Below are 11,074 nucleotides of genomic sequence, written 5' to 3' on the forward strand. Positions count from 1 at the left end.
ATTCGAGGTTTTTGCCAGATTGCTGGCGGCAACCAAGGGGCGGCTGCCGCCGACCGCCCCTTGGAACCCCACGGCGCCCCGAGGATCACACTGTATCCTCAAGTTAAAAATTGATGTGAACGTAAGCGCCGTGTATTCGCCATCCATGGCGAAGTCACGGCTTAACTTGCATCCATGCAAGTGATTACTCATCAATTTATACCTTTCTGGTGTGATCACGGGGAATTGGAGTGTGTTTGGTAGATTGGTGTTTATGGTTGTAGGCGAGGTTTTTGCTCTTTTTGGAAACAAGGCATGTTTTGTTTGTGTCGGCAAAGAGCGATATAGCAGATGTTGATAAAACAAATATTAACATGCTGGCGTGACCCCATTTACTTTGAGATACATTTTAGTAAACATGGGTTTTTTCATGAGGACTGGTGAAAGGTTACAAGATTATTTTATATTAATTTTCAACATGTTAGCTGCTTAGGCGAAATTAATCTCACACATTAATTTAAACTCTAAATAAACTTTTTCAAAAAAATTGTTACCTAAAAATTTAGTTCTCTGTTTTATAGAATTAACGACATCAGTAACTTTATTATGATACTCGTTAATTTGCTGTTGTGCCTTGGGTCCAACATTGGATTGATATATCTCTTTTTTCTTATTCGTAATCATGAAATTGCACAACGATACACAAATGTTCGATAGAAACTTATTTTCTAAATCATGGCCTCTTAGTAAATAGTTAATGTTGTGCTTATTAAAATTTTTATTATATAGTTCTTCTATGAAATCATCGTAGCTCACATCAAAATGGTGATTTTTTTCAATATCCTCTAGCAATAAAGTTATCTCTTTCTTCGTTTTAACTAGAAGGACGTCAAGTTTGATTACGTTAAGTTTACCTGAGTATATGGTTTCCAAAACGTTATTAATTTTTTCGAGATAGATCCTATATTTATCATGTTCACTTATTTTTCTAAGAAATAATATTTTTGTATACAACTCAAAGACAATTTCAGACCAAGACTTGGTATATTTTTCGATACAGAAGGAAAGCGTTAACGTTGAACAACATGCCATTTCACATATATGTTCTAGACCGTTAGTCGTATAATAATGGTTCTCAGCAGAGTGAACATACGTCTGAAAAACATAATCATTTTTATACAATTTTTCTTTAATACTACCTTGGGCACATCCAAATGCATAATCAAAATCACTATCAATACAGATTATCAAGTTTTTACCTGGAACTAAACTCCCGTCATTGAATGATTTTATTAGGCTCGATTTACCATTAGCTTCACTATCTAGAGAAGGTACTTTGTATAGTATTTTGATCTTTTTGTTTATAACTAATTCATTTTGAAGAATATTACTCCAAAGACGTTGATCATCATAGGACTCCACATAAGCTACGATGGTTTCTCGTTTGTCAGAACCGAACTTTGATGTCGCTGCCATGTACTCAGATGTTAATTTCATTTATTGAACCATCTCGAGTTCTTTTGTATTGCCTAACCAACCATTCATTATCAATGCAGGCGAATGTGTTGCAATGAAGTATTGAGCATTAGGAGCAATAGATACTAAATCTGAAACAAGTCGCTCTTGCCATTCAATATGTATAGCAATATCAGGTTCATCAAAAATAAACAGTTCTGTTTTTTCTTTATATAAGAATGTCACCAAAAATAAATAAATAAGAGTTTTTTCACCCCGAGATAGGTTATACCAATGAATCCGGGTTTTTGTTTTTTTGACACTAAGCTCTATACGTTCTGATTCGTCTTTTGTAATTATTTTACCCAACGGCTCGAAATATGAATTAAGAGCATTAAATAATTTTTTGAGGTCATGACGAGATTCTTCATGCCTTTTTACAATGTTCATCATTCCTTTTTTAGTCATGTTACTTTTTAGACTAAAAATCTCTTCTGATAAAAGCTTATTTGTTTTCGCTTCGTATACTTGTAATTTATCTAAAACATAAATCAGCTTTTGATCTAGTTCAATTCCATAGTGATTCCAATATTGTCCATCAAAATCTATGTTTGAATTTTTCATATTGTGCATACACTTACGTTCGTCTTGGAATAAGAATGGTTCTACTTCAGTTGTTACCGTACCGCTATCGTTTTCAATAGATATAACACCCAGTTCTTTACTATCATAAAGGTTGTAACGTTGCTCTTCTATTTTCTTTTCATAAGCTAATTCTATGGCCCTCATTCCATCAAAACTAAATATATTATCTTCAGAGTATGAGCTGATATCTTCTGCAATTTCTATTGAATGAGGAGAGTGAGGTAAACAGGCTTTTGACTTATATGAGCCGTCAGTAAAGTTAACGGTACATGCCCAAAAACGGTGTTTAGAGGTTGAGTAATACCCTTGGCTTAGTGTGTCAAAGAGTATATTGAGAACAGTGCTTTTTCCGCTACCGTTGTAGCCCGTTAGAAAAGTAACCTGTTCATATAAATCTATAGAAACCTCTTTTCTGTTCCATAGATTGTAGATTGTAAAAGACTCAATTTTCTTCACTAGCTTCAACGCCTTGCTGTTAGTCGTTTTTAAAAATTCTACACTATTATATAGCTAATTAAACCATAAAATTAAACTGGTTTAATTTTATGTTGTAAATGTAGGCCCATTGCTTTCGTTAAACACCAATTTTATTTTGGCTCAAGAAACTAATATTACGTTTTTGATCTTTAAAGAGGGCGGGGGTCAAGTATTGCACCGAGCATGATAAATAGCGACCACTGCCCGCTCATGGCAATTACCAGCCAGCTATTAAAAATAGTATTGCTGTAAACCTATTAGTAAATTAAGCCCATTACGTTCAAACTATTAAATTTAAACCCATCAACCAACCGCTAATTTCCCAGCCTCATGCCACATTTCACTTGGCATGGGGTTGGTTAATTCCCACGTTATATTCATCGGCTGGCTGCCGTTGTGGCTTTGGTATTTAACCTCGCCGTAGTTTACAAACCCCATGGTTCGGCCGTTTTCGTCTTTGCCTTGTTCGCGCACAAATAACAGGATGGTTTTGCCTGTTTGCTGGTGCTCAATATAACTTAGGCCGCGGCCGTGTTCTGGTCGGGCGCTATTTTGCGTTTGCCAGTGGAACAGGGTAGGGCTGATTGCGTAGTCGTGATACAGCGTGGTGGGTGAGTAAGTTTTTTCGCACTTATTGAGTGTTACAAATAACAACTCTAGGTTTTGGTCGTTAAATACAAGAACACCCTCACGAGCAGATGACTTTTGCTCAAACGTGTGAGCGCCAAATGCGGCGAGTATTTGCCGGCGCGTGTAGCGGCTGTGTAATTTTATTGCATGATTTGGTAAGCACGCTAAATCACTCTCTTGTTGATGAATGCGGTTTATTAACAGCGTAATCACTTGTGCAAGTTCCTGCTGTAACTCGTTGTGTTTAAGTGCCTGTAAACTTTGCTCAAGGGTTTTAAAACCTAAACTTGCGCCAGTGGTATCCCAAAAGTTGTAATGCGCCATAAGCGCGTACTGTTGGTTTTGCGCTGTTGGCGTAAAGCTAAAGTCGTTGTTACATAAATCACGTAAAAAGCATAAGTAACTGAGTGAGTCGCAACTAAGTAATTGAGTATTTATAGCGCGGTAATACGCGGCGTAAATATCGGCTTGGTCCCCGGGTATTTCATCGCCTTTTAACCAGTGCCAGCCGCCGAGTTTTTTATCTTTTGGTTTGTATATATCTTCAAGCGTAACTTGCGGGTTTATGCGTAAAAAGTTACTTAGCGTTAGCGCATCATTGGTATGTTGCGGGTAAGCAGTTATCAGTTGGTGTAAACGGCGTTTAGTGTTTATGGCTTGCTGAATGTTTTTTAGAATTGTTTGTTGTGTGTGCTTTTGTAGCTCAATACGGCAACCCAGTGGCAAATGCGGGAAGTTGTTTTCAATCTCGGTTTTTATTGGCTGATTACTTTTACCAATCAATGCGCGGAACTTGCTAGCAAAGTCATATTCTGGGCTGGCATTACCGACAAAGTCGAGTACGGTGCAGCACTGCTTTGCTCTACCTAAAGAAAAGCTGTTGTCGGGCAGGCGCAGGCCACGGCCGAGTTGCTGTAAAAATAGCGTTAAGCTTTCTGTTGGGCGTAAAAATAACAGGGTATCGACTTCTGGAATATCGACACCTTCGTTAAAAATATCGACCACGCAAAGTATTTGTATTTCGCCTTGGCGCAGTGCTTGTTGCTTGTGCGCCCGTTCATTGGTGTTTTTGCTGATCAGCACATCGGCGTTTATGCCTTTTAAGTTAAATTTAGACGCCATAAACTCTGCGTGTTTTTGGCTTACACAAAATGCCAAGGCTTTAATGTTGTGAACATTAGTTACTATATCAGCAAGGCTGGATATAATTTTGTTAGCGCGGCTGTTCTCACCTGTATAAAGGTTACTTAGCTCGCTTATATCGTAACGGCCACCACGCCATGTTATTTGACTTAGGTCGGTATCATCATCTAGCCCAAAGTACTGAAATGGGCATAAGTGGCGTTGATTTATTGCCTCTGGCAAGCGAATTTCAGCGGCTATTACGCCGCAAAAATCATCGAGTATATTGGCATCATCTTGGCGCTCTGGTGTTGCGGTTAAGCCAAGTAATATTGTGGGTGTAAAGTGATTTAATACAGCTCGATAACTGGCTGCGCTTACGTGATGCACTTCGTCTATCACAATGTAGTCGTAGTAATCGTGGGTTAGATTAAGCGATTCAATTTGGCTATTCAGCGTTTGGATTGACGCAAATAATTGGTTGTAACGTTGCGGTTTGTAGTTACCCACCCACAGCTCACCAAAATCGTTATTTTTAAGCACGCCACGGTAAGCGCTTTGCGCTTGTTTGAGTATTTCTTCACGGTGGGCTACAAACAAAAAGTGTGCGTTTGGGTTTTTGTCGTAAACGGTTTTAAAGTCGAACGCTGAGATTATTGTTTTACCAGTTCCCGTTGCTGCAACCACTAAGTTTTTAAAGCGATTATGAACGCTACGTTCAACGCTTAGTTTTTCTAAAATAGCGAGCTGGTGGGTTTTTGGTGTTATATCAAAATAAAACTGGCTGCTTGCTTGGCCAACACCGCGTTGCTCGTTAAGTGAATTTATGAGCTTTTCTTTACATTCAACCTTGCCAGTAAATAGCTCGAAATCTGGCGATTGCCAGTAAGTTTCAAAGGTGCTTTTAGTTTTGGCTATGATGTGCGGGATTTCTTGCGCGGTAATTTTTAAGTTCCACTCAAGGCCGCTAGTAAGCGCCGAATGCGATAAATTAGACGAGCCAATATAACCGGTATGAAAACCCGTATTACGCATAAACAAATATGACTTTGCATGTAAGCGCTCTTGCTGATTGTTGTAGCTAAGCTTTACCTCAGTGTTTGGCAAATTTGCTAAAAACTCAACCGCTTTAGCATCCGTTGCACCCATGTACGAAGTGGTGATTACTTTGAGTTTATTGCCGCTTTTGGTAAAGGCTTCAAGTTCGTTTTTAAAAATGCGCAGTCCTGTCCATTTTATAAATGAGACAAGCCAGTAAATCGTATCAGCCGATTTAATCTCGCGTTTTAATTCGGTTTCGAGGGAGATCCCCGCATTCGCGCCGCTAAACAATTCGCTTTGGGTAAGTCCTGTTAGCGGGAAAATATCTTTGGAGTAATCTTTAAGATTTGCAGCAATGGGATTTTGGGTATTAAACAGCGCAGTAAGAATACGGCCTTGGCTGTCGATAAGGTTTTCTTTGATAAGCTCGTCATCGCGAATATGATCTTTAAGCCAATGCACAAGGCTGTTTGCAAGGTCAATTTGTTCTTCCAAGCGCTTTTTTGAATTGGGGATTGCATCAATGGCATGTTCAACCAGCTTACCTAGAAAGCGCGAAAGCCAAGTAGCCGCCTCAGCTGATTCAAGCTGGCGTTCACCGACATAAAACTGGTCGCGATTTAAGTTTTGCTCAATTACTTTCGTAATCAACTGCTCGTATATACCAATTTGTTGCATTAAATCGCTCCCTGTTTACGAGCATTCAGTTTACTAAAAAATGCAATGTAAACAAGCATTAACTCATTATTGAATTAAAGACCGTTGCTAAGACAATTTCCCCGTCATTTTGCCCGAAAAACCTCAATTGATGAGTAATTGATTGCATGGATGCAATCAAAGCCATGACTGGCACAAGGATGTGCCTTACATGGCGTTTACGTTCATATCAATTTAGGTTTTGAGGAAAGTGCAAAATGCTCGGGGCGCCGAGAGATTCCAAAGAGAAGTCGGCGTTTACTTCTCTTTGGTTGCCGTCGCCAACGCGATATAACTAAAAATTTGTAATTAAAAACCAAAGTCGGATACAAACTCCCGCCTACAATTTAAAAGCTGCGCTTTTCGCGTCAGCAAGCTTAACGCCTACGGTCAACCTAAACGATGCTGTTAATAAATCCCCCGTCATTTTGCCCGAAAAGCTCAATTGATGAGTAATTAATTGCATGGAAGCAATTAAAGCCGTGACTTCGCCATGGACGGCGAATACACGGCGTTTACGTTCATATCAATTGAGGTTTTGAGTAAACTGCAAAATGCTCGGGGCGCCGAGAGATTCCAAAGAGAAGTCGGCGGTTACTTCTCTTTGGTTGTCGTCGCCAAAGCCGGCTATACACGCTCGCCTACAATTTAAAAGCTGCGCTTTTTGCGTCAGCAAGCTTAACGCCTACGGTAAGCTTAAACGCCGCTGTTAATAAATCCCCCGTCATTTTGCCCGAAAAACCTCAATTGATGAGTAATTGATTGCATGGATGCAATTAAAGCCGTGACTGGCGCATGGATGTGCCTTACACGGCGTTTACGTTCATATCAATTTAGGCTTTGAGGAAAGTGCAAAATGCTCGGGGCGCCGTGGGTGACGAGTGACCGAAACGAAGTTTCGCAGCGCGAGGAAGTGGAAGCATGGATGCTGACAGGAACCCAGCTTCACGGATGAATTACTTGCAGCAGAGTCAACAGTGAAAAACGTACGCCCCTTGGTTGCCGTCGCCAACGCGACATGTATAAATAAAAGCGACGAGCACCGAGTTACGGGCATCGAGCTTAGATATTAAAAGCTGCGCTTTTCGCGTCAGCAAGCTTAACGTCTACGGTCAACCTAAACGATGCTGTTAAGAAAACTCCCCCGTTACTTTGCCTGAAAAGACTCAATTGATGAGTAATTGATTGCATGGCGGAATTTTATTCCCGACAAATTCTAAGTTTCTAAATCCCTTTAGCCAGTACAAAGTGTAAGCCATGAGATTATAAAGTAACAAGTGTTAATAAAAAGTTGACATTGATGTTGTTTGGTCTAAATTTTAACCAGTCATTAAGTTTGTTGAAAAGGAATTTCTGATGAAGCTTTTATTATTTATTGTTTTATGTTCTCTTTTATGTGCTTGCACTGCAAGCACCGGTGATATCTCCATTTATTCCGTCGGTTCAGATAAAAACCTTACCTCTCCTCTTGTTACTGCCAAAGAATTGTATAGTGCTGACGGTATGATATATAAAACTGATGAAGCTCATGCTTTAAGCGGCGATGATACTTTTAGTATTTATTTAACGGATACCTATCTAAGATACCTACCAGATATTGGCGAAGATAATGAAGTTTTGATTGTCGCTGAATTTGAAGAAGTTGTAACAGGAACATCAAGCGATACTATTACCAAAATATTAGGCCCGTATGATTCAATTGCAGATGCTACGAAAGCTCCATTTTTCCATAAAGCGCTATATGGTCCTAAACGAATGGAGAGTGACTTATTAAGTCTCAAATTAAAAATCTATGAGTACGATTTAGATGAAAATGATAAAGCCGGAAGTATTATTGATTTTATCGCAGCAGCAGGAGAGGCTCTAAGTCTATCAAACCCCGTAACCACAGAAGAAATAAAAGTAGCTAAAGAGATCGCAAAGTCTGTTACAGGTACAAATGATAATGACTTAGTATTCCAGCTAGATTTGGACTTTGTTGCAGGTAATTCGCTATATAGACATAGTGGTAACAATAATGTAAATGTTCTGCCTTTAAAAGCTGGTGAAATAGTGCTTATAAAGAAAGAAGTGTGTGCTATTGGGCGATGTTACGACTATTTCAGTAAAGAAGAAGGGATACGCAACCCTGTTGGTTACGCTACAGATATATTACTTTCTCCAATTACAGCAATGACAATTGGTTTAACTGATACACCCGCTGGGTCATCTTTATCAGATGTGGAGCCACAAACGCTTGAAGTGCGTAGCGAAGGGTTAGTTCATAAGTCAAAGTCAGATGAAAAGTCAGATGGAAGCACGGAGAAAGTTAATTATTTTACTGATAAAACTTGGCTTAGATTATCTATTCTCAAAGGTGGGGACCCAGAGCTATGGGAAAAGCGAAAACTACTTTACCCAATAGAGGCTGAAATAAATGGGTTACTAAAAAGCTCTACTGGTATTAAAAGTGATAACCTTACTGCACCTATCGCTTCTTTAAATAAGGCTCAAAAGCAATTAGCAGCAATGAAGCAAAATGGTATAAAACTCGTTTCAAATAACTCCTCAAACAACACACAGTATATTTTAAAAGGCTCAACTAGTGGGGCTATTTGCTTAGATATTCCTACACGATTTAAATTGACACAAGCATTGCCTTTGTTTGATGGAAGCCCACAACAGAAATTACCATCTTACAATAAATATAGATGTTACAAATTGATGCCATCAGTGAAAGCTCAACCTTTTAAAAAGGGTACTTTGTATTTTCAAATAAACTATACAGATAATGATGTTTTAAAATCACACATAGCAACAGTGGAAGTGGTTGATGAATTTCCGGAATGATATACCTCTTATTTTTGAATACTATCGAGCTTTAACCATCAAATTTGAAAAGTGCTGTATTTTCACAATCACCGCATACTAATGAGTAGAGCTCTTTGCGTTTGCTCACCTTGGTATTAGCACTGGTACATTGCGGGCAAGACATTTTCATTGGTGTATTGGTACTGCACTCGCTACATGTAACAAAATAGCCGTAGCGGCCTGAGCGCGCTTTAAGCGTCTTGCTATTACTGCACTGTTTACATTGTAAATTTACTTCATTGACAACATTTGGTTGCTCTTCTTTAATTGTTGGAACAATAGATCTTGGTGCAAGAGCTGTTGATTCATTTTGATAAATCGGGCTTGGCTCGTTGAGGCTTGTTGCTAACGCATCAGGTTTTAACTGTGTGGCAGGAGTAATATTTTGCTCCAAAAGAAACTGACAGATCCTAGCTAAGCTTTCTTCACTAAACCATGGGCGAGTATTGGTTGAGAAAAAGTGCAGGGCATTTGGTATTGATGTCGGTAGCTTCATTATGTCTAAAAGTTTATCCGCTATAAACTCTGATTTAACGAGTCGCTCTTCAAGCGTTTTTGGCGTGTTATCTCGATTAATTATGGCATTACTCGATATTGCGCAGATGCTATACCATTCACGGCCACCAAAATTTTGCTGTATTTTACCAAACATCTTTGGCAGGAGTTGAGGAGCATTGTCTCTTACTAAACTTTTTAGTAATGCCAATTGTAGCTCAACTTGTTTGATTGGTGATGGCATGCCTTGCCATTGCCCACGGTAACTGCGGCTCCACTCTTGATGTTGGTTTATAGCGACTTCACCGGTAATACTCTTTGATTCAATAAGAATAAACCCGTAGGTGTAAACAATAAGGTGATCTATCTGTGCGGTTTCGCCGTTGTGTTTAAACTTTACATCATTAAACACAAATACTTGAGGGTGGTCTTTAAATGCGCGGCGTAAGTAAAAGGCTACCTCTAGCTCTTGCTTTTGGCCTGCTTTTAATTTTGCTGAGTTGGTTGTGACGAGCGTTTTATCTTTTAAAATCATGAGGCATCCTTTCAATCATGTATTTGTATAGAATAACATTGAAGTACCTAATAAAAATACTGCTCTGATTAATTTGATTTTAAATATTCAGCAAATTTAACACTGAAGATCACAGTATGCTTTTTCGCGTCAGCAAGCTTAACGCCTACGGCAAAATTACACACTGCTGTGAAGACAGTTCCCCCGTGATCACACCCGAAATTAAATTAATGATGAGTAATAACAGCGCATGGATGCGCGTTAAGCTGTGACTTCGCCATGGACGGCGAATACACAGCATTTACGTTCATATCATTAATTTAAATTGAGGAAGCAGTGTGATCCTCGGGGCGCCGTGGGGTTCCAAGGGGCGTACGGCGCTTTCATTTGGTAGAAAATGCTCTTTGGTTGCAGTCGCCAACGCGACATAACTCAAATTTGCAATTAAAAACCAGACCGCGAGGTAAACTCTTATCCGTAATTTAAATGTTCACTCCCATACTTTATGGGGCAACAATTGAAACTTAGCTAAAAAGTCACCATTTTTATTGCAATAAATTGATCAGTAAGCAGGAGATAATGATTTTTTCGCCGAACTTAATTTCAATGACTATTTGAGCTTTTCAAAACAGTATTTAGCATCACGTTAAAGGGGTTTAGCTCAGGGCAAGATCACGAACTTTACCTTGACTTAAAAGTATGATCTTATACTCCTTTTTAAGGAGCCCCCATGCCTGATATTCAACTATTTAAATATTTCGAATCAATTGACGACCCTCGCCAGCAGGGTAAAGTTGTCCATAAACTTTTTGATATCATATTCTTAGCTGTCAGCGCTGTCATATCTGGGTGCCAAGGCTGGGAAGATATTGAAGATTTTGGCCATGATAGATTAGATTGGCTCAGGAAGTACGTTCCTCTTGAGCAAGGTATCCCTCGCCATGACACAATCGCTCGTGTGATGAGTCGCATTGATATGATGCAGTTTCAAGATTCTTTTTCTTCTTGGATGAAAGACTGTTCTAAATTAACTCAGGGCGATGTCGTTGCGATTGATGGTAAGCGATTGAAAGGTTCATTTAATCAGTCAGATAGGCGCGATGCACTTTATATGGTCAGTGCATTTGCGTGCGAAAATGGTGTTGTTTTGGCGCAATGCCCTGTTGATAA

The 11,074-nt window shown here is 39.3% G+C and carries 6 protein-coding genes; 2 read left to right on the plus strand and 4 right to left on the minus strand.

All coding sequences use genetic code 11. The features are described from left to right. Positions 1–468 precede the first annotated feature (468 nt). From H5154_RS19845 to H5154_RS19855, 3 genes are all read right to left on the minus strand, one after another. Complete coding sequence (locus H5154_RS19845; RefSeq protein ID WP_182719372.1) at positions 469–1,476, minus strand: DUF4435 domain-containing protein; 1,008 nt, start codon at positions 1,474–1,476, stop codon at positions 469–471. Further along, positions 1,477–2,535 carry an AAA family ATPase gene (locus H5154_RS19850; RefSeq protein WP_182719373.1) on the minus strand — a complete coding sequence of 353 codons (1,059 nt, stop codon included), beginning with the start codon at positions 2,533–2,535 and terminating at the stop codon, positions 1,477–1,479. 324 nt (positions 2,536–2,859) lie between these two features. After that, positions 2,860–6,027 carry a DUF3427 domain-containing protein gene (locus tag H5154_RS19855; protein ID WP_182719374.1) on the minus strand — a complete coding sequence of 1,056 codons (3,168 nt, stop codon included), beginning with the start codon at positions 6,025–6,027 and terminating at the stop codon, positions 2,860–2,862. A 1,374-nt stretch (positions 6,028–7,401) separates the two neighbouring features. Between H5154_RS19855 and H5154_RS19860 the strand changes: the two genes are divergently transcribed. Beyond that, positions 7,402–8,874, plus strand: a complete 1,473-nt coding sequence (locus H5154_RS19860; protein ID WP_182719375.1) for a hypothetical protein — start codon at positions 7,402–7,404, stop codon at positions 8,872–8,874. 31 nt (positions 8,875–8,905) lie between these two features. Here H5154_RS19860 and H5154_RS19865 read toward each other — a convergent pair whose 3' ends face one another. After that, positions 8,906–9,925 (minus strand): nuclease-related domain-containing protein, encoded by a 1,020-nt coding sequence (locus H5154_RS19865; RefSeq protein WP_182719376.1) that lies wholly within the window; start codon positions 9,923–9,925, stop codon positions 8,906–8,908. A 709-nt stretch (positions 9,926–10,634) separates the two neighbouring features. Between H5154_RS19865 and H5154_RS19870 the strand changes: the two genes are divergently transcribed. After that, positions 10,635–11,074: ISAs1 family transposase (locus H5154_RS19870; protein WP_182719377.1), on the plus strand; the 440-nt coding region annotated here is incomplete at its 3' end.

Source organism: Pseudoalteromonas sp. SR44-5 (assembly GCF_014163675.1).
Classification (GTDB): domain Bacteria; phylum Pseudomonadota; class Gammaproteobacteria; order Enterobacterales; family Alteromonadaceae; genus Pseudoalteromonas; species Pseudoalteromonas rhizosphaerae.